The organism is Enterobacter sp. PL_is514 (assembly GCF_055816715.1).
The window spans coordinates 585,091-604,234 of the sequence record NZ_JBVPGN010000034.1 but is presented as its reverse complement, the minus strand read 5'-3'; the positions used below and the strand labels follow the sequence as shown (position 1 = coordinate 604,234).

Genomic DNA, 19,144 nt, shown 5'->3' with positions numbered 1-19,144 from the left:
AAGATTTAAGATAAGTGTAGAATGCCCAATAAAAGTGTCCAGCCGCGTTTTTATTAATATGTAGCAGGGGTTAATTCAGCTTTAATTCTGCTTAATATGTTTCATCTGTCGCCGATAAATTGCAGTTACTATTCCTTTAGGCTATCTACTTTATTTAGACCTTAATGTTCGTTTTCAGGCAAAGGACACCCTATGAGCCATGTTGCGCCGTCCATCGCGCAAGAAGATGCCGCTAAATCAATAGCATGGCGTTATGCTGTTGCAGGTGCCCGGGATCTGAGAATTGACTTTATGCGCGGCATTGCCCTCGTCATGATGGTCGTGGCGCATACGGAGGTAATGTCGGTATTTAATATATTCTCCTGGGAGCGCTTCGGGTTGACCACAGGTGCTGAAGGGTTTGTTATTCTCTCGGGGTTTATGCTGGGAATGCTGAATCGCGCGCGTCTGCAAAAAGTGGTTTTACTCACGGTTTCCTGGGGGCTTTATCTCAGGGCGTGGAAAATATATCGCGTAAATATCATTGTCATAGTGTCATTTATTCTTCTGGCCTATATCCCACATATTAATATTTTCGAGGTTACCCATTTTACCGACCGTTTTTCGGGGCAAAGCTGGTCGCTTTATCCTGTTACGCCGCAGATTAAAGAGACCTGGTTCAACATTATTCTCTATTTGCAGATCGGCCCCCATCAGACGCAAATTCTGGGACTGTATATCTTTTTGCTGCTCTTTAGCCCCCTTTTTTTAGGGATGTTGCAGAAAGGGAAAGTCTGGTGGCTGTTAGGGCTGTCGCTGCTGGTGTACGGCCTGTGGCAGCGGTGGCCGCTTCGGCTGACCCCGTCGGAGTTCGAATTTGCCTTTCCGCTGCTGGCCTGGCAGTTCATCTTTGTGCTGGGGATGGCCAGCGGCTGGTATAAAGCCGAACTGCTCTCTTTCGCCCGGACGCCTCCGGGGAAAGGGGTGGTAGTGGGGCTGGTCATGGTGTCGCTGGTGCTGGGATTTGTCGCCCAGAACCATACCAACCCGTTTATGCCGCCCGCGCTACTTATGCACGTCATCCCGCCTGACAGCTTCAATACTTTTTATCACACCTGGGCGGCGAAGAACGGGCTGGGCCCGGTGAGGGTGCTAAACGATATCGCTCTGATGGTTACCGTCTACCTGGTGCTGACGTATTGCTGGACGCCGCTCAACCGCCTGCTGGGATGGTTCCTGATCCCGCTAGGCCAGCACTCGCTCTATACCTTTATTTTGCATGTGTACGTGGTGCTGCTGGTGAGCCAGTTCATCACCTTCGACTTATGGCGTCACGCCTGGATAGAGAACACGTTAGTGCATGCGGCGGCACTGGGTATTTTGTGGCTGATGGCAAAATACGACGTCGGCGCACGCTGGATACCTAACTAAGGATGGCGGTTATGCGCGAAAAATGGCTTCTGGCGGGCGTGCTGCTCGCCGCGATCCCCGCCGCAGAGGCGGCACAAAGCAATGATAAAGAAACCCTGCGCGATAAGAACGGTGAACCCGTTCAGGCAGGCGTTTTTACCAGCCGGTGGGGGCGTTTGTTCTCGGGAAATGACAAGAAATTTTCTGGGGCTCTGAGCTTCAGTTCGGGGCTGAAAGAGCAGCTGGTGAGCGTGCCAAATAGCTCTGACAGCGCCGCGCAGGAGAAAAAAATAAACCAGACGCTCAACCTTAGTCTGCAGTATTCCCCGTACAGCTTCTGGTTTGCCAACATTACCTCCCGGTTGCCGGTCAGAGATACCACCCGCTATACCGCCGATTTTCGCTACAGCTTCGGCTATGATGACTGGCACGCCAATACGTTCAGCCTGGTTTACGGTAACTACGGTGAAAACCACTTCTGGACGTCAGGCAGCCGGAGACATACCTATTTCGAACAGGGCGCCTTCACGCTGGCCTACAAGTTTTCGCTACCGAAACCGGTCGAAAACACGCTCCTGATTAATAAAGGGGATTCCATCATTTGCCAGGTCGGGTACAGCTGGGTGCCGCGCTACTACGACCTCAGCAGCGATGACATCCGCAAAAATAAAAACGTCATGCTGGGCGGCTGCGGCTACACCTTCAAACAACATTTCTTCGTTCGTGCGACGGCATTCTGGTTTCCGGACAGCAGCCAGCAGCAGCCCTGGAACGGCGATTACAGCTACAGCTTTGGCTACGCGGGCTATACGCCGGGATCGTTCTCTGTTCAGTACGCTAACTATGCGGGGACGCGCTATCCGGGGCACGGCAACGGTAACGCAAAATTCAGGGAAGGGACCGTGAGCCTCATCTGGTTCTTACCGCTATAGGAGGGATACATGTCGGCTCTGCACGTGTTAATTGTTGAGGATTCGCTGATTTATCGTCGTCTACTTTCCCGGATGCTCACCCAGTGGGGGTATCTCGTGAGCGAGGCGGAAAATGGCGTCGCCGCGCTGGAAATCTTGTCCAGTCAGCCGGTTAGCATGGTGATAAGCGACTGGGAAATGCCGGAAATGGACGGACTTACGCTCTGTCAGACGATCCGTAACCGTCAGTTTGGCCACTATGTGTATATCATCCTGTTGACGGCCCGCGAGAATGCCGGGGACGTGACGCAGGGGTTTGATGCCGGGGCGGATGATTTTTTGAGTAAACCCGTTGAACAGGCTGAACTCCGGGCGCGGCTTCACGCCGGGGTCCGTATTTTGACGCTGGAAGCGACCCTCGCGGCGCACAACAAGCGCCTGAGTGAAGCCTTGCATCAGATTGAAAAAGATCTTGAACTGGCGGCACGCGTTCAGCACTCGGTGCTGCCTTCACACCGCTTACGCTACGGCGACTACTTCTCCGACTGGCTTTTCCTACCGTCAGCCTGGGTCTCGGGCGATGTGTTCAATATCTTTCCGCTGGATTCCCATTTGGGATTCTATTGCGTTGATGTCTCGGGTCACGGCGTGGGGGCCGCGATGATGTCCCTCGCGGTGGCTCGCCAGTTTTTACATGGCCGGGTGGTGGACCGCTTCCTGTTTACCGATGAGGGCGGCATTCAGTCACCCGCGGAGGTCGTCAGGATGTTGAACAGCCGCTTTTGCAGTGAAGAGAGCGACATCACCAGTTATTTCACGCTCATTTACGGCGTGATCGATCCAGAAACTGGGCAGGGGTTGCTGTGCCAGGCAGGACATCCCACTCCCGTCATTGTGAACGCAGACAGCGAAGTCACGTCCGTGGGCGATGGCGGCCCGCCGGTCGGGCTGATCCCAGACCTGAGCTGGGAGGACGTCGCGTTTACCCTCAATCCGGGGGATCGCTTATGCTTATTCAGTGACGGTATTACGGAGTGTGAGAACGTCAGCGGCGAGCAGTTTGGCCCGCAGCGTCTCGAACGCTGGCTTCATGAGCATGCCCGGCTCCCGGTTGACCAGCTCCTGCCGCGGTTTGGTGACCACCTGACCGACTGGCGCAATGCAAATCGTGATGAACCCATCGCCTTAACCGATGACGTGTCACTGCTCGTGATTGAGCGTCAGGGAGAACAGAATGATTATTAACACCGAACGATTACCACATGCCAATATTCTCACCCCCGCAGTTCGGCGGCTGGATGCGTCCATTGCCGCGACGTTTAAAGCGTCCGTGACGGAGGAAATTGGCAGCGATCGTAAAGCCTTAATCGTCGACTTTAGCAAAGTGGATTTTATCGACAGCAGCGGGCTGGGGATGCTGGTGTCGTTGTTCAAGCTGATGAACGGGAAAGGCGAAATGGCGCTGTGCTCCCTGAACCCCGGGATCATGAACATGTTCACCCTGACCCGAATGGATCGCATCTTCCGCATCTATCCGGATAAACATAGCGCGCTTGCGCAACTGGGGCAGTAGATGCAGAGGCCGGATCAGGCTGAATTTCCGGCGGCGATCGCGTCCCTGACGCCGCTGTCCGGCTGGCTTGGCGACAGGTTGAGCGCGCTTCCCGTCGATGATGAGTGGCGTTTCGCCTTCGATCTCGCCGCCTGTGAAGTGGCGACGAATATCATCCGCTACGCGCTTCACGAGGATAACTCGCGCGCCTTTCGCGTCCAGTTCGACGTCCGCGGCAATGATGTCTGCGTTGTTTTTAACGACGCGGGTGACGCGTTCCCGCAGGAGCGGCTTGAGGCCGCCAGGCGAGACCGTTTCTGCGAAATGTCGCCGCTGCTGGAGAGCGGCAGGGGGCTGATGCTCATTTTGCTGAGCGTCGATCGTTTCACTGTGAAACGCGTGGCGGGTGAAAATATCGCCACGCTTGAAAAGAAAATAAGCGTATGACCTGTGGGCCATACGCGCGTGATTTTCTCTATTTTTTAGCGGCAAACAGCTCCGGCGCCCACGGACGCGGATCCACCTCCATAAACGGCGCGCGCTCGAAGCGGTCCTTCAGCGCCCACGGCACCGTGCAGTCGAAGATCGTCTTGCAGGAAATGCCGTTGCCGCGAATCGAGGTGCTGTAATCCGGCGACTGGGACGGATCCAGCTGGTGGCCGCGGATCCCCGGAATATTGGTGATGCTCACATCACCCTGCATGCGCGTCGTCATTGCCCACAGGATGTCGTCGCTGTCGAAAATATCCACGTCTTCGTCGACAAGAATAATGTTCTTCAGCTCCGAATAGGTGGCTAAGGCGATAAGCGCCGCCTGGCCCTGACGTCCTTCGTCTGACGGCTGGCGTTTTTTCACCTGCAATATTCCGAGGAACTTGCCGCCGCCCGCGGTATGGGCATAGACGTTTTGCAGGAAGCCCGGAATCGCCTCCTCAATGGCATTGCGGATGCTGGCCTCGGTCGGCAATCCGGCCAGTGTGGTATGTTCTTCCCCCGGCCCCACCAGCGTCTGCAGGATGGCGTGGTTTCGCATAGTCACGGCTTTCACTTTGATCACCGGCAGGGAGGGATTCGCCTCGCCGCAGTAGCCCGGGAACTCCGGCATCGCGTGGCCGGTGTTGGTGTGCTGATCCTCTCTCACGCGCACGCCCGGAAGCAGTTCGCCTTCGATGATGATCTCCGCCCGCGCGATGGCTTTCTCTTTGACCGCCACGCCCTGCACCAGCTCAACCGGCTGCTGGCGCAGCGCCCCGGCGACGCCCAGCTCGTTATAACCAAATGGCGTGGTGGGGGCCTCAAAGCACGCGCCGATATAGATGGCGGGGTCGAGTCCCATGTTGATCGTCACCGGCAGCGGTTTTCCGGCATCTTCCGCCTTTTTGCGGAACACTTCGATGTGGCGCCCGGCGGCAAGGAACATGGAAAGCTCGTCGCGCTCCTGCACGCAGAGGCGGTGGATGGTGACATCCGTCAGCGAGCTGTCTTCCGGATCGCTTGCCAGCACCAGCCCCAGACAGAAGAACGGGCCAGCATCAATCGGCGTGTTAGTCGGGGCCGGAAGCAGCCTGCGCAGGTCGAAGTCAGGATCGTCAGCGTAGAAGACCTGCTCCTGACAGGGGGCCTGTGTGGCCGGAACGACAACCGGCGCAACCGGCTTTTTCACCGCCTGGCCGACGTGTTTTGCCAGTTCAGAGGGCTCGCAGCCTAACAGAAGCGCCGCGCGCTCGCGGCTGGCGTGCATGCCCACCAGAATGCGGGAGTGCGGATAGCCCTTAATGCTGTTGAACATCATGGCCGGGCCCGTGCGGGTTGGGCGTTTGACCGTGCCGCCTGCGCCGATATGGCGATAGACGCCCGCCAGCTCCGCGTTGGGATCGACCGGACGATCGGTTTCAAGATACTGCCCTTCGTGGCGCTGCAGTAAGGCGATGGCGCTGCGGAGATCTTTAATCTTGTTTTCCATATTTTCCTCCCTCGGTTGAATACCTCCATTTTTATGGCAATGACCAATAGCATCAATTGCATCATTTCTGTTAAATTGATAAGTAAATTTATATCAATATAAGGAGGCGTCTCGTGCAGTTTCGTCAGATGCGCCACTTCATCGTCGTTGCCGAAGAGCTCCACATGCACCGGGCCGCCGAGCGTCTGAACATGGCGCAACCGGCGCTGAGCCAGCAGATTAAGGCCCTGGAAGAACGTTTAGGCGTCACGCTTTTCAGCCGGGCCAACCGCCGCTTAACCCTGACGCCTGCGGGCGAAGCGTTTCTCGTGAAAGCCCGGCTTGCCATCTCGCTGACCGAACAGGCGGTGCTGGACGCCAGACAAACGGCACGGGGCGAGCAGGGGGTGTTAAACCTCGGATGCGTGTCGAGCGCGATGTTCGACGGCAGGCTACCCGCCGCGCTTCGCCAGATGCACAGCCGCTGGCCGGCCATTACCATGTCGCTGATGACGGGAAACGTGCAGACGCTCTACGCCGCCGTGCAGAGCAACCAGCTGGATGTGGCCATCATCCGCGCGCCGCTACCGTCGCTGCCGGACGATCTGCAAAGTCGTCCGTTCACCTCGGAGAAAACGGTGCTGGCGCTGTATCGTCAGCATCCGCTGGCCGGGTCCGCCGCGCTGACGCTCTCGTCGGTGAAAGACGAAAAATGGATCTCCCTGCGCGACCCGGAGGGAATGGGGCTGGAACAGTATTTCTATGACGCCTGCAGCGTGGCGGGCTTTCAGCCGGACGTAGTGCAAAACGCGACCGACGTGCCTACGGTGATAAGCCTGGTTTCGGCAGGGTTTGGGCTGGCGCTGCTGCCCGTGTCGGCAAGGGCGGTGAGCGTCGAGAATGTGGTTTACGTGGACATTCTCGACCGGCTGCGGGAGAGCGAACTCACCCTGGTTTGCCACCGGATTATTCGCTCAGAAGTGCTTAAAAAGTTTCTGGTTACCCTCGATCACACCTGACGTCCGGCGGCCCGCAGCAGCTGTTCACGCAGCCAGGCATTTGCCGGATCCTGGCTGTTTTTCGGGTGCCAGTACATGTTGATGGTAATTGGCTGGAGCGGCAGCGGCGGTGGGAAAATATCCAGCGTGCTGGCGAACTGTCGCAGCATCCGTTCCGGCAGGGTACAGACCAGGTCGGTACCGGCAACCAGCGGTGGCGCCATGGCGTAGCTCTGGGTGGACATGGCGACGTGTCGCTGATAGCCCAGCCCGACAAGGGTTTGGTCGATAAAGCCGGTAAACGGATCTCCCGCCGACGACACCACCAGATGGGAAAGCGCGCAGTAGCTTTCCAGATCTAACGGACCTGTTCCGCGCGGATGGCCTTTACGCTGGGCGGTGGCAAACGCGTCGTCGAGGAGTTTGCGCCTCACCCAGCCGTCATGAGCGCCCGCGCTCACGCCGATGTAGATGTCCACATCCCCGTTTTCCAGCTGCTGCGGCAGGTCAGCCATCTCCGGCAGGGCGAAGCGCAGGCGGATGCCGGGGGCATCGGTTCTCACCTGGTTAAGCAGTCCGGTGCCGAGCATCAGCGCCGGGTTCTCATGCAGCGCGATAACAAAGGTCCGGCTGCTGGTTTGCGCATCAAATGCCGTGGGGGCAAACATCGCGCTGATGCCGCGCAGTACGTTCGCCACCTGCGGCTTGAGCGCTTCCGCTCGCGGCGTGGGTAATACCCCGCGTCCATGCGGGGAGGGAATGAACAGTGGTTCGCCAAACAGCGAGCGCAGACGCGCGAGACGGGCAGACAGCGCGGGCTGGCTGATGCCCAGCCGCGCGGCAGCATGGGTGATGTTCCTGTCCTGAAGCAGGGCGTCCAGCGTCAGGAGCAGGTCTATGTCCATGTCAGATATCCGCGTCATCGCTCTATTTCGCGCCGCTGGCGTCCCGGTTGGTATAGGTGACAGGGACCCAGGCATAGCCGCCGTTCTCGCCTTTCGTTACATAGCCGATGCCCGGGAAAGGCAGGTGCGGGGCGGCAATGAGATCTTTATTTTTCACAAAGTCAGCGAACGCATGCTCGCGAACGCTTGCCGCTTTGTTCTGATCTTCATCGTAGGTGATGGTCACCGCAGGCTGCGGGAACTGGACCGCCGCGGCGTGAATGATGTCGCCGACAAAGGTGATCTTCTCGCCTTTGCTTGTCAGCGTGTAGAAGGCTGAGCCCGGCGTATGGCCGGGATGAACCGTGCCGGTCAGCCCCGGGATAATCTCCGATGTGCCGCTAAACGGCACCACTTTCCCCGCGTCAAGATAGGGCTTTAAGGTCTTCTGCGCGACGTCAAAGTAGTTCTTGCCGTAGCCGGTTTTCTTCTGATTGTCGTCGTTAAAGAAAAAGTCGATATCCGGTTTACCAACAAAAACGCGCGCGTTGCTGAACACCACCTTGCCATCTTTCACCAGGCCACCGGCATGATCGGAGTGGGCGTGGGTTAGCAGGACTTCAGTAATGTCCTCGGGTTTAATCCCCTGCGTGGCGAGGCTCTCAATCAGACGGCCGCCGTTACCGGGGCCAAAGAGCTGGCCCGAGCCGGTATCCACCAGAATTTTATGTCCGGGCATCGCAATCAGGAACGCGTTGATGGAGACCTCAGGCGGGTTGGTCTGGAAATTTTTCGCGAGCAGCGCATCAATGTTTTGCGGCGTTGTCCTGCGCAGCAGTTTGTGCAGATCCTGCGCGACGGTTCCGTCGGTAAACGAGGTGACCAGAATGTCCCCAACCTGAATGCTGTACCCGCCCGCCGGTTGTTTAACGACGTGCTGGGGCGTCTCTGCCGAGGCCTGCAGCGCAGGGTAGAAAAGCAGTGAACTGGAAATCAGCGTGGAAAGAGCAAGTTTTTTCACGGTAAGCATACGAGTCTCCTTTGAAAGCACTCATCTTACTGCTTCGTAAAATTATAAGAACCTGCCCAGAAATGATAGGACCTATAAACGGGATGGATAGTCAACCGAAGGGCCGGTAAGGCGGGGGACGCCTTTTCCGGCCCGTAAGACCTTATTTTTTCAGCGGTGCGTTCCAGCTATCCAGCGTGGCTTTGGACCAGGCGCCATAAGCGGCATTAGGGAGCACAATCCAGTCGTTGCCGAAGTGTTCGGCGCTGGCCTCAACCAGCTCACGCTGCTGCTCGCTCGGCTTTTTGTTTTTAAACTGCACGGCGAAATCCGGCAGGCTGTCGCCGAACAGCATCACGATCTGCTGCTTTTTGAGGATGCTCTGGCGGCGCTCTTCCTTGCTGACCGTATCCAGCAGCACGCTTTCGTCAGACACCTGCGGCAGGCCGAGAGCGTTTAACGTCTTCAGCGTGTCGGCTTTATTTTCCTGCATACGATCCGAAACGTAGTAGATCCGGACCTTGCTCTGATTCACGTGGTCAAGAAACGCTTTCGCCCCTGGGATTAAGCCGGGTTTTCCCTGCTTCTCCCAGTCGCTCCAGGTGTCCCATTGTGTATAGTCGTGACACTGCTCCGCATCGCGCACCAGCAGAGGGGTGTTATCCAGCACCGTTTCGTCGAGGTCCATCACCACGGCGTAATTTTCGGGCGTTTTCAGATCCTTTAACCTCTCGTTGAAACGCTCGGTGGCAAACCGATAGGTTTGCAGCTGAAGGGCCATAATCTCTGCCGATTTCTGCTGATAGCGCAGCGCCATTTCGTACGCTTTCGGTTCACACAGGTCGCGCCCGGCAGCCGTCGCGGTTGCCGCTGCACTCATAACAGGTAATGCCAGCAGTAATGCCTTAGCCATTGAATTCACGCTTTTTTCCTCAACACCCTGGTTAAAATCCCGAAAGCGTAATGAAATTCAATGACAGAAATATGAAGGCTGCGTTGCTAGACCAGCATGTAATACCAGAATAGGGCGACCTCGTCTTTTTCCGGTAAGGCGTTGTAGAGATAACGGTCGTATCCGCCCAGGGTGAATCCGTAATGACGGTAAAACAGACAGGCAGAGACGTTCACGTTTTGTGTTTCAAGCCGTAATCCCGGCGCGTTTACGCTGCGGGCCCAGACGTGGGCGGCGGCCATCAATTTTTGTGCGGCGCCGGTTCTGCGTTTTGTACGCTCAACGGCGATATAATCCACTGAGATAAATTTATTCCAGCCAATTGAAGCGGTAATAAATCCGGCTATTTCACCGTCATCCGTTTCGGCGATAAGAAATATGGCGTCCGGATTAACGCAGTGATTTTCAAGGGTTTGGATGTCGAGCTCGTAGGTTTTAATCCAGGGCTCGGCAACGGCTTCGATATGCAAATCACAATGGATAAAGGGCTCTCGCGCAATGTGGCTAATGGTGAAAGAAAAGTCACAACATTCAAGACGGACGAGGTCCGTATTTAATCCTTTTCGAATCTGCATAATTTTCCCGGTAGTGAGTTATTTCATAAAGAATAGACGAAGCGGTTAAATCCGCTGGGCTAACACACTTTTAATCCTGAACTAAGCTTGTACTTCGTTCCGCGTAAAATGTGGGTCATTCGAGGACAATGAATGGAATTCAGGACATTTCAAAAGCGGTGGGGTGCTGAGTTTATTTCCGATGACGTTGTACGTTTTCGCGTCTGGGCAGAAGGACAGAAAGAACTTACGCTACGTCTGGCCGCCGCCGACGTGCCGATGACGGCAACGGGCGACGGCTGGTTCCAGACAGACGTCCCCGGCGTCACGCACGGTGCAGAATATCAGTTTGTTCTTCAGGACGGCATGGCGGTGCCCGATCCCGCCTCGCGGGCGCAAAAGGGCGACGTTAACGGCCCCTCGGTGGTGATCGATCCCCGACGCTACCAGCCGGTCAATCGCGACTGGGCAGGGCGTCCGTGGGAAGAGACGGTCATTTACGAACTGCACATGGGCACCTTTACCCCGGAGGGCACCTTCCGGGCGGCCATCGACAAGCTGCCGTATCTGGCAGAACTCGGGATTACCCAGCTTGAAGTGATGCCAGTCTCTCAGTTTGGCGGTTCCCGCGGCTGGGGGTACGACGGTGTGCTGCTATATGCCCCACACTCAGCCTACGGTACGCCGGAGGATTTCCACGCGTTTATCGACGCCGCGCACGGGCTGGGGCTTTCGGTGGTGCTGGATATCGTGCTTAACCACTTCGGCCCCGAGGGGAACTATCTGCCTTTGCTGTCGCCCGCGTTTTTCGATGCACAGCGGATGACGCCGTGGGGCAACGGCATCGCCTACGAGCGCGAGCCGGTGAGGCAGTACATGACCGACGCGCCGCTCTACTGGCTGACGGAATACCGTCTTGACGGCCTGCGGTTTGATGCCATAGACCAGATAAAAGACGGCTCCGACACGCATATTCTCGAGGAGATTGCCACCAGGATCCGCGAGGCCATTCCGCACCGTCACGTTCACCTGACCACGGAAGACAGCCGCAACGTGATTTTCCTGCATCCGCGTGATGAACAGGGCAACGCGCCGCTGTTTACCGGCGAGTGGAACGATGACTTCCACAACGCCGCCCACGTATTTGCCACCGGCGAGACGCACGCCTACTACCAGGACTTTGCCTTTGAGCCGGAGAAAAAGTTCGCCCGGGCGCTGGCGGAAGGCTTTGTCTACCAGGGCGAGGTATCACTGCAAACCGGCGAGTCTCGCGGGGTGGAATGCCGCACGCAGCCACCGCAGTTCTTCGTCGATTTTATCCAAAACCACGATCAGACCGGCAATCGCGCCCAGGGCGAGCGGCTTCTCTCCCTCGCGGGTGCCGACAAGACGCGGGTGCTGCTTGCCGCGCTGCTGCTCTCCCCGCATATCCCGCTGCTGTTTATGGGCGAGGAGTTTGGGGAAACGCATCCGTTCCTGTTCTTCACCGACTTTCACGGCGAACTGGCAAAGGCGGTGCGGGAAGGGCGCGCGAAAGAGTTTACCGGTCATGCCGGGCACGATGAAACCGTCCCGGACCCGAACGACGTGAACACGTTTATCCGCTCAAAGCTCGACTGGCATAAAGTCGCCACCGACGAGGGCAAGACGTGGCTGCGCTACACGCGCCACCTGCTGACGCTGCGCCATCGCTATATCGTTCCGCTTCTGCATCCGTGCGGCGCCGTTGAGGGCCATGTGCTCAAGACCGCGCCCGGCATGGTAGCGGTGTGCTGGCGCTTTCCGTCGGGGACGCTCTCTCTGGCGCTGAATATCGGCATTAAGCCCGTCGCGCTGCCCGCTATGGCGGGGGAGACGCGTTTTGCCTCGCCGGAGGTCACTGACGTTTTACCCCCGAACGGTATTGTCGTTCGCTTTGCTAATGGAGAAGCATCGTTATGATCCCTTCCGCCACGTACCGAATTCAGTTCCGTAACGGCATGACGTTCGACCGCGTTGTGGCGCTGGTGCCGTATCTGAAGGACCTCGGCATCAGCCACCTTTACGCATCGCCCGTGTTCACTGCCACGACGGGGTCCACCCACGGCTATGACGTAACCAACCCGAATGAAATCGACCCCGCCATCGGCGGGCGAGACGGGTTTGACCGCATGGCCGCCGCGCTTAAGCAGGCCGGTATGGGGTTGATTCTGGACATAGTCCCCAACCATATGTCCACCTCGCTGGAAAACCTCTGGTGGCGGGACGTGATTGAATATGGCCAGCAGAGCCGCTATTTCCGCTACTTCGATATCGACGGGTCGCGACCGCTAACGCTGCCGTTTCTTGGCGACACCTTTGAGGCGGAGCTGGAGAAGGGAGCTATCACGCTAAAACGTGACCCTGTCACGAAAAAGGCCGCGCTGGTCTACTACGACGCCGAGTATCCGCTCAACCCCGGCACGTACAGCGAGGAGAAGAGCATTGCCGAGCTGCACGACGCGCAAAGCTGGCGGCTGATGTCCTGGCGGGAAGCGCCGAAGCAGCTCTCGTGGCGGCGCTTCTTTGAGATCACCGGGCTGGTCGGCGTTCGGGTTGAAGATGATGCGGTCTTCGACGACACGCACCGGCTGATCCTTGAGCTGGTCCACGCGGGCGTGGTGGACGGCCTGCGCATTGACCATGTCGACGGCCTGGCGGATCCGCTGGGCTATCTGCAGCACCTGCGGCAGGCCACCGGGCCCGACTGCTACATTACGGTCGAAAAGATTCTCGCCAAAGGGGAACAGCTCCCCGCTGACTGGCCGGTATCCGGTACCACCGGCTACGAGTTTATCGCCTCGCTGGCGGAAGTGCTGGTCGACGACGATAGCCTGGGGCGTCTGGAGACCATCCACGACGAGACGCTGGGCATCACGGTCGATCGCCACGCGGAACTGCGCGATGCCAAAGGCCTGATGGCCGATCGTAATTTTGAGGGTGAATTCACCACGCTGCTGAACCTTGCTGAGGATCTGGCACGCCGCAATGAGGTTGCGCTGCCGCGCGAGGAAATCCGCCACGCGCTGCGCGAACTGCTTATTGCGTTTCCGGTCTACCGCACCTATGGCACTCGCGAGGGGTTAACCCAGACGGACGTGGCGCTGCTTAACCGCGTGGTTGCCAGCGTGGAGACGTCGGAAGCGGCGCTCAGCCTGATCGTGCGCATTCTTACCGGCGACCTGCCGGAAGCGTGCTGCGACACCGCCGCACTGTTCAGGACCCGCTTCCAGCAGCTCACCGGGCCGCTGATGGCGAAATCCGTTGAAGACACGCTGTTCTTTCGCCACAACCTCGAGCTTGCGCTCAATGAAGTCGGTGCCGACCCGACCCCGCGCGCGTTTTCCTTATCCCGCTTCCACCAGGAGATGCGCATTCGTCTGGCCCGTCAGCCCGACGCGCTGCTGGGCACCTCCACGCACGATACCAAGCGCGGGGAAGATTCCCGGGCGCGCCTTTATACCCTGACGGAAGCCCCGGAACGCTGGGGAGAAAATCTGGCCCGCTGGCGGCAGATGAACCAGACCCAGGTGCGTTTTCTCAATGACGGTACCGCGCCAAACGCCGCCGATACGTGGATGATCTACCAGGCGCTGGCGGGCGTCTGGCCCGCCACGCTGTCACCGGACGACGCCGACGGGCTGAAATCACTGGAAGAACGTTTCCTTGGCTTCCTTGAGAAAGCGCTGCGCGAGGCGAAGCAGCGCACCGACTGGATCGACAGCAACGAGAGCTATGAGAGCGTGGTGTTGAGCTATGCACGGCACCTGCTTTCACCGGACAACACCCTGTTCCTGCACGATTTCAGCGAGGCGATGCAGCCCTTTATCCGCGCCGGGCTAATGAACAGCCTCAGCCAGACGGTGATCAAGCTCACGGCGCCCGGCGTGCCGGATATCTATCAGGGCAGCGAGGCGCTTAATTTTAGCCTTGTCGACCCGGATAACCGACGGGAGCCGGACTTTCCGGCCCTGGTGCAGCACCTCAGCGCGGCGGATGCCGGGGTGTTTGACAACCCGATATGCTGGCGTGACGGCAGGGTCAAACAGTTCGTTACCGCCACGCTGCTGCGGCTGCGACCGCACTACGACGCGCTTTTCCGCTATGGCGACTGGCTGCCGCTTAAGGTCACCGGCGATCGTGAGGAGAACCTGATTGTCTATGCGCGCGTTAAGGACGGCGAGGCGCTGATTGTTGCCGTGCCGCGTCTGGTTTTTGACGTCACCGATAATCATCAGCTGTGGGTCAATACCACGGTCGCGTTACCCGACGAACTGGCCGGGAAGCGCTATCGGGATCTGTTCAGCGGCGAAAGCCGCATGCTGCAAGAAACGCTGGATTTAACGTCAGAAAAGGGATGTGTACTGGTTCTGCTTACCTGCGAATAATCGTGGAGAACGAAAATGGCAAAGGATACAACGTTTGAAATTCGGGCCGGTCATGGCCAGCAGTTGGGTGCGAATTATGACGGGAAGGGCGTTAACTTCGCGCTGTTCTCCGCTCACGCTGAGCGGGTGGAACTCTGTCTGTTCGATCCGTCCGGGAAAACCGAAATCGCCCGGCTGACGCTCCCGGAGTATACCCATGAGGTCTGGCACGGCTATGTGCCCGACCTGAAGCCGGGGGCGCTGTATGGCTATCGCGTCTACGGCCCCTACGACCCTGAAAACGGTCATCGCTTCAACCCGCATAAGCTGCTTATCGACCCCTACGCCCGCGAACTGGTGGGTGACATCGACTGGAACGACGCCCATTTCGGCTATGAGCTGGGGCATGACGAGCTGGATTTGAGCTTTGACACGCGGGACAGCGCGCCGTTCACGCCGAAAGGCAGGGTCATCGACCCGAATGCCTTTGACTGGCAGGACAGCAACCGGCCGAACGTGCCCTGGCCGCATACCGTTGTTTATGAGAGCCATGTGAAAGGCTTTACCCAGATGAACCCGGCCATTCCGCCCGAGCTGCGCGGCACGTTTGAAGGGATGGGACACAAAGCCTCGGTCGACTATATCAAAAGCCTGGGCATTACCTCGGTGGAGCTGCTGCCGGTTCACTGGTTCCCGGACGATCAGCATCTTCTTGACCGTGGCCTGAAGAACTTCTGGGGCTATAACACGCTGGGCTTTTTTGCTCCGGCGTCGCGCTACTACGGCCCGGCGGGGATTCAGGGCTTTCGCGATATGGTGCGCGCCTATCATGACGCAGGCATCGAGGTGATTCTGGACGTGGTGTACAACCACACGGCGGAAGGGAACGAGCTTGGCCCGACGCTGTCGTTTAAGGGGATTGATAATTACAGCTATTACCGCACGCTCCCGGACCAGCACCGGTATTACATCAACGACACCGGGACGGGAAATACGGTCAACACCTCGCATCCGCGCGTGCTGCAGATGGTGATGGACTCCCTGCGCTACTGGGCGGAATCGATGCACATTGACGGTTTTCGTTTCGACCTGGGGACGATTCTGGGCCGCGAGCCCGAAGGGTTTGACCCGCGCGGCGGTTTCTTCGATGCCATGACTCAGGATCCGGTCTTATCCCGACTCAAGCTGATTGGTGAACCCTGGGATATCGGTCCCGGCGGCTATCAGGTGGGCGGATTCCCGCCGGGCTGGGGGGAGTGGAACGACAAATACCGCGACACCGTTCGCGAGTACTGGAAGGGGGACAACGTCTCCACGGACTTTGCCGCGCGGCTTCTTGGCTCCGGCGATCTGTACGATTTGCGTGGGCGTCGCCCGTGGGCCAGCGTCAACTTTATCACCGCCCACGACGGCTTTACGCTGAATGACCTGGTGTCGTACAACGAGAAGCATAATGCCGACAACGGCGAGGATAATAACGACGGGCATAACGATAACCGCTCGTACAACTACGGCGAGGAGGGGCCAACCGAAAATTCGGACATCATCGCCACCCGGGAGCGGCAGAAGCGTAATTTCCTGACCACGCTGCTGTTCTCCCACGGCACGCCGATGCTGCTGGCCGGGGACGAGTTTGGCCGCTCGCAAAAGGGCAACAATAACGGCTACTGTCAGGACAGTGAGATCTCATGGATCGACTGGAAAGGGCTGTCAGAAAATGACGCCGCGCTGCGCGAGTTCACCCGGCGGTTGATTGCCCTGCGCGCGCAGCAGCCGCTGCTGCGTCGTGAGAGCTGGCGCGACGGGCTGGAGATCCGCTGGTTCAATGCCGGAGGCGGTCCACAGCAGGCCGAGCAGTGGGATGAAGGCTCGACGCTTGGGGTCTCCATCAGCAGGCCGGATCTGCGGCAGGAGGACGGTATCTGGCACGACGTGCTGATGCTGTTCAACCCGTTTGAAGGCACCGTGCCGTTCCAGATCCCGCAGTTTGGCGAAGGGGGATGGGTGCTGGAGCTGTCTACGGCGGATGATGCTGCCACCGGGACAGCGATCACCGAAACCGTAGAATATGAACTGGCCGGTCGCAGCATTACGCTGTTCCGACGACCTTAATTACAGTGACGCCGCCGCCCGGGCGGCGGTGTCATACAGGGAGGAGATCGTGCGTAACAGCTGCGCGGTCTCGCCAATCGACTTCCCGGCAATGCCGCTCTCCGCGTGGATCGCAATCAGACACGCTTCCCGCACGTCCCGGTATTTCATGCACAGCGCTTTCCCTTCATCCGTGGTAGAGAAAAAAAGCTCTTTACCCGCTTTCTCGCTCGTCACGTAGCCTGCTTTGACCAGCTTTTTCAGGGCATAGGTCACCACGTGGGTATCTTCCACGTTGAGGACGAAGCAGATATCGGCCAGCTTTTTCTTGCGGTCGCGGTGGTTGACGTGATGCAGCAGCGAAACGTCAAAGGCGCCCATATCGGGCTCGCCGGCAGCCGTCATGCAGCGCACCATCCATTTGTTGAACGCGTTGCTGGTCATGATCAGCGCATATTCCAGCTCTGATAACTCCGCGCAGCGCTCGGATACCAGATGTCGGGAAGAGACGATCCGGCCATCGTTGATATCGTCGCGATCGGGTGAAGCACTCTTTTCTGAGGTCATAACGTTCCTTAGCCAGAAATGTAAACTCATCGATAAAATAAGAACATTTTATTGATAATTTGTTTACATGTTTTTGAGGTTCAGATATAGCTTTTTAGCGCAGGTTTTGCGAAGCCTGCCAACAAAACACAACATCGCTCGCCGCAAATTAAAAAAATAGCCGTCGGCGCGCAACGCTCACTTTCGATAGGGTAAACGTTATGGACGGTACTACGCTGTTGCCGCTGATCGGGATACCGATCGTGGTTATTGGTTTTGCACTGCGCTTCAACCCGCTGCTGGTGGTCGTGGTGGCGGGGCTGGCGACGGGTCTGCTGGTCGGCATGGATTTCGGCATGCTGCTGGAGACCTTTGGCGAGAAGTTCGTCAATAGCCGATCGCTGGCCACCTTCATCCTGATCCTGCCGGTGATTGGTCTGCTGGAATATTACGGGCTAAAAGAGCGCGCCCAGGCCTGGGTGGCGAAGATCGCCAGTGCCACCTCAGCGCGTATTCTGATGCTCTATTTTGTCGCGCGGGAAGGCACCGCCGCGCTGGGCCTGATGTCGCTGGGCGGTCACGCGCAGACGGTGCGCCCGCTGCTGGCGCCGATGGCCGAAGGGGCGGCGCTGAACGAATATGGCGAGCTGCCGCAGCACATTCGCGACAAAATCAAAGCCCATGCCGCCGCGTGCGACAACATCGCGGTTTTCTTTGGGGAAGATATCTTTATTGCCTTTGGGGCAGTGCTGCTGATCGACGCGTTCCTGAAAGAGAATGGTATTCAGGGCATTGAACCGCTGCATATCGGCCTCTGGGCCATTCCCACCGCCATTGCGGCATTGATTATTCATATGACGCGCCTGCTGCGCCTCGATGCAAGTATCCGTCGCGACGTGATGGCCTGGCGTGCAGAGCAGGGTACGCAGGAGGCCGCGCAATGATGACGCTTATCACCATCAACCGCGTGTACTACCTGATTGGCTTTGTCGTGATGCTGCTGGTTGTGATGACCCTGCGCGATCGCGCCAATCCGAAGCGCTTTACCACCGCGCTGTTCTGGTTCTTGTTTGGCGGGATCTTCCTGTTTGGCGATCTGATGGTTCAGGAACTCGGCAAATCGCTGGCGTACCGGATTATCGGCGGCGGCGTTATCGCCATCGCGCTGCTGGCGGGGTTTGGCCTCTTCGGGAAAGGGCACTATAAAATGTCCACCGAGGAGGAGCGCGTCGCGTCGTCAAACCGGCTTAAAAACTTGCTGTTCCTGCCCGCACTGATGATCCCGGTGGTGACGGTGCTGGGCACGTTATTCCTGAAGGGCGTTTCGGTCGGCGGCGTGTTTCTGCTCGATCAGAAGCAGCTCACCCTGGCGGCGCTGTGCGTGGCCTGCGTCGCGGCGATCCTCACCGGCTGGTGGCTGACCAAAGGCACACCGCTGCATGCCGTTCGTCAGTCCCGTCGTCTTGTCGATACCATCGGCTGGGCGGTGATCCTGCCGCAGATGCTGGCCATGCTCGGCGGCGTGTTCGTGGTGGCCAACACGGGCGACTCGGTACAAAAGGTGGTGAGCCTGTTTGTGAACCCGGATAGCCGCTTTATGCTGGTGGTGATTTACTGCGTGGGTATGGCGCTGTTTACCATGATTATGGGTAACGCCTTTGCGGCCTTCCCGGTATTAAGTGCCGGTATCGCCTTGCCGTTTTTGATCAACGTGCATCACGGCAACCCTGCGCCGCTGCTGGCGATTGGCATGTATGCAGGCTACTGCGGCACGCTGATGACGCCGATGGCCGCGAACTTCAATATCGTTCCCGCCGCGCTGCTGGAGCTGAAAGACAAATATCAGGTGATCAAGATCCAGATCCCGACCGCGTTAACCCTGCTGGTGGTGAACGTGTTCTTAATGTATTTCCTCGTGTTTCGCTAAGGAG

Annotated in this window: 17 protein-coding genes; 11 read left to right on the top strand and 6 right to left on the bottom strand. The window is 58.0% G+C overall.

From position 1 onward, the window contains the following. Positions 1-192: 192 nt before the first annotated feature. The 5 genes from opgC to AC0TNG_RS18480 are packed head-to-tail and all read left to right on the top strand — an operon-like array spanning position 193 to position 4,299. Complete coding sequence (opgC, locus tag AC0TNG_RS18500) at positions 193-1,410, top strand: OpgC domain-containing protein (RefSeq protein WP_473702504.1); 1,218 nt, start codon at positions 193-195, stop codon at positions 1,408-1,410. An 11-nt stretch (positions 1,411-1,421) separates the two neighbouring features. Continuing rightward, positions 1,422-2,321 (top strand): hypothetical protein, encoded by a 900-nt coding sequence (locus AC0TNG_RS18495; protein WP_463726725.1) that lies wholly within the window; start codon positions 1,422-1,424, stop codon positions 2,319-2,321. Between the two features lie 9 nt (positions 2,322-2,330). Beyond that, positions 2,331-3,545, top strand: coding sequence for a PP2C family protein-serine/threonine phosphatase (locus AC0TNG_RS18490; protein ID WP_473702503.1), 1,215 nt, complete (start codon positions 2,331-2,333; stop codon positions 3,543-3,545). After that, complete coding sequence (locus AC0TNG_RS18485) at positions 3,535-3,873, top strand: STAS domain-containing protein (RefSeq protein WP_196352235.1); 339 nt, start codon at positions 3,535-3,537, stop codon at positions 3,871-3,873. Before AC0TNG_RS18490 ends, AC0TNG_RS18485 begins: the two co-directional genes overlap by 11 nt. Further along, positions 3,874-4,299, top strand: coding sequence for an ATP-binding protein (locus AC0TNG_RS18480; protein WP_473702502.1), 426 nt, complete (start codon positions 3,874-3,876; stop codon positions 4,297-4,299). Between the two features lie 28 nt (positions 4,300-4,327). On the opposite strand, the gene AC0TNG_RS18475 is transcribed toward AC0TNG_RS18480, so the two are convergent. Further along, positions 4,328-5,815, bottom strand: coding sequence for a UbiD family decarboxylase (locus AC0TNG_RS18475; RefSeq protein ID WP_473702501.1), 1,488 nt, complete (start codon positions 5,813-5,815; stop codon positions 4,328-4,330). A 113-nt stretch (positions 5,816-5,928) separates the two neighbouring features. Here AC0TNG_RS18475 and AC0TNG_RS18470 point away from each other — a divergent pair, with 113 nt between their 5' ends. Beyond that, a complete protein-coding gene (locus AC0TNG_RS18470; RefSeq protein ID WP_473702500.1) occupies positions 5,929-6,813 on the top strand; it encodes a LysR substrate-binding domain-containing protein in 885 nt (294 codons plus the stop codon). Here the strand turns inward: AC0TNG_RS18470 and AC0TNG_RS18465 are convergent. The 4 genes from AC0TNG_RS18465 to AC0TNG_RS18450 form a co-directional block, all read right to left on the bottom strand. After that, entirely contained in the window at positions 6,804-7,715 is a 912-nt protein-coding gene (locus AC0TNG_RS18465; RefSeq protein WP_473702499.1) for a LysR family transcriptional regulator, read from the bottom strand. The two genes, AC0TNG_RS18470 and AC0TNG_RS18465, sit on opposite strands and share 10 nt — an antisense overlap. Before the next feature lie 4 nt (positions 7,716-7,719). Further along, positions 7,720-8,706 (bottom strand): MBL fold metallo-hydrolase, encoded by a 987-nt coding sequence (locus tag AC0TNG_RS18460; protein WP_417927420.1) that lies wholly within the window; start codon positions 8,704-8,706, stop codon positions 7,720-7,722. Between the two features lie 142 nt (positions 8,707-8,848). Beyond that, positions 8,849-9,598, bottom strand: a complete 750-nt coding sequence (locus AC0TNG_RS18455) for a 5'-nucleotidase, lipoprotein e(P4) family (protein WP_473702532.1) — start codon at positions 9,596-9,598, stop codon at positions 8,849-8,851. An 86-nt stretch (positions 9,599-9,684) separates the two neighbouring features. Then, a complete protein-coding gene (locus AC0TNG_RS18450; protein WP_061715103.1) occupies positions 9,685-10,212 on the bottom strand; it encodes a GNAT family N-acetyltransferase in 528 nt (175 codons plus the stop codon). 132 nt (positions 10,213-10,344) lie between these two features. Between AC0TNG_RS18450 and treZ the strand changes: the two genes are divergently transcribed. The 3 genes from treZ to glgX are packed head-to-tail and all read left to right on the top strand — an operon-like array spanning position 10,345 to position 16,688. Then, positions 10,345-12,132: a malto-oligosyltrehalose trehalohydrolase gene (treZ, locus tag AC0TNG_RS18445; protein WP_473712905.1), complete on the top strand. Its 1,788-nt coding sequence runs from the start codon at positions 10,345-10,347 to the stop codon at positions 12,130-12,132. Beyond that, positions 12,129-14,597 (top strand): malto-oligosyltrehalose synthase, encoded by a 2,469-nt coding sequence (gene treY, locus AC0TNG_RS18440; RefSeq protein ID WP_473702497.1) that lies wholly within the window; start codon positions 12,129-12,131, stop codon positions 14,595-14,597. The genes treZ and treY overlap by 4 nt, the downstream gene beginning before the upstream one ends. A 15-nt stretch (positions 14,598-14,612) precedes the next feature. After that, the gene (glgX, locus tag AC0TNG_RS18435; RefSeq protein ID WP_473702496.1) at positions 14,613-16,688 is read left to right on the top strand and encodes a glycogen debranching protein GlgX; all 2,076 of its coding nucleotides are present in this window, start codon (positions 14,613-14,615) and stop codon (positions 16,686-16,688) included. Here the strand turns inward: glgX and AC0TNG_RS18430 are convergent, their stop codons facing one another. Further along, a complete protein-coding gene (locus AC0TNG_RS18430) occupies positions 16,689-17,234 on the bottom strand; it encodes a winged helix DNA-binding protein (protein ID WP_417927415.1) in 546 nt (181 codons plus the stop codon). A 200-nt stretch (positions 17,235-17,434) separates the two neighbouring features. Between AC0TNG_RS18430 and AC0TNG_RS18425 the strand changes: the two genes are divergently transcribed. Both AC0TNG_RS18425 and AC0TNG_RS18420 read left to right on the top strand, forming a co-directional pair. Beyond that, a complete protein-coding gene (locus tag AC0TNG_RS18425) occupies positions 17,435-18,157 on the top strand; it encodes a DUF969 domain-containing protein (protein ID WP_008501655.1) in 723 nt (240 codons plus the stop codon). Continuing rightward, entirely contained in the window at positions 18,154-19,140 is a 987-nt protein-coding gene (locus AC0TNG_RS18420; RefSeq protein ID WP_473712904.1) for a DUF979 domain-containing protein, read from the top strand. The genes AC0TNG_RS18425 and AC0TNG_RS18420 overlap by 4 nt, the downstream gene beginning before the upstream one ends. Positions 19,141-19,144 lie beyond the last annotated feature (4 nt).